Origin of the sequence: Vibrio sp. 2304 (assembly GCF_033339475.1) — a bacterium.
Lineage (GTDB): Bacteria > Pseudomonadota > Gammaproteobacteria > Enterobacterales > Vibrionaceae > Vibrio > Vibrio alginolyticus.
The window spans coordinates 1-501 of record NZ_JAWOUQ010000162.1 but is presented as its reverse complement, the minus strand read 5'-3'; the positions used below and the strand labels follow the sequence as shown (position 1 = coordinate 501).

The following is a 501-nucleotide window of genomic DNA, read 5'->3' as shown; positions in this document are numbered from 1 at the left end:
CGTCGAGCAATGGCTTGCGGCAGCGAAAGACAAGCGCTTTGGTAAAGCCTATAACGATCTCACCTTTAAGCCGATGCGCGAAATGCTTACTTACCTGCAAGAGAACAACTTCAAAACCTACATTGTTTCGGGTGGTGGCGTGGACTTTATGCGCGTGTGGGCGCCAGAGGCTTACAACATTCCTGAAGAACAAATCATCGGCAGTGCGTTGAAATACGAATACAGCTTTAATGATGGTCAGCCTAAAGTGATGAAGTTGGGCGAACTGTTAACGCTCGATGATAAAGAAGTGAAAGTCGAAAACATCCAGTACATTATTGGTAAGAAACCAGTGCTCGCCGTTGGTAACTCGGACGGAGACCAAGCGATGATGCAGTGGGCGACAAGCCAACCAAACTCTATGGCGATGATTGTGCATCACACTGACGAAGCGCGCGAGTGGAAATACGACCGTCAATCGGACGTTGGCCGCTTAGATAAAGCGTTAGACGAAGCCAATGC

1 pseudogene is annotated in these 501 nt (G+C 48.7%); it reads left to right on the top strand.

The window, feature by feature from the left end:
• A pseudogene (locus R7P64_RS24805) lies at positions 1-501 on the top strand (HAD family hydrolase); the annotation flags it as partial.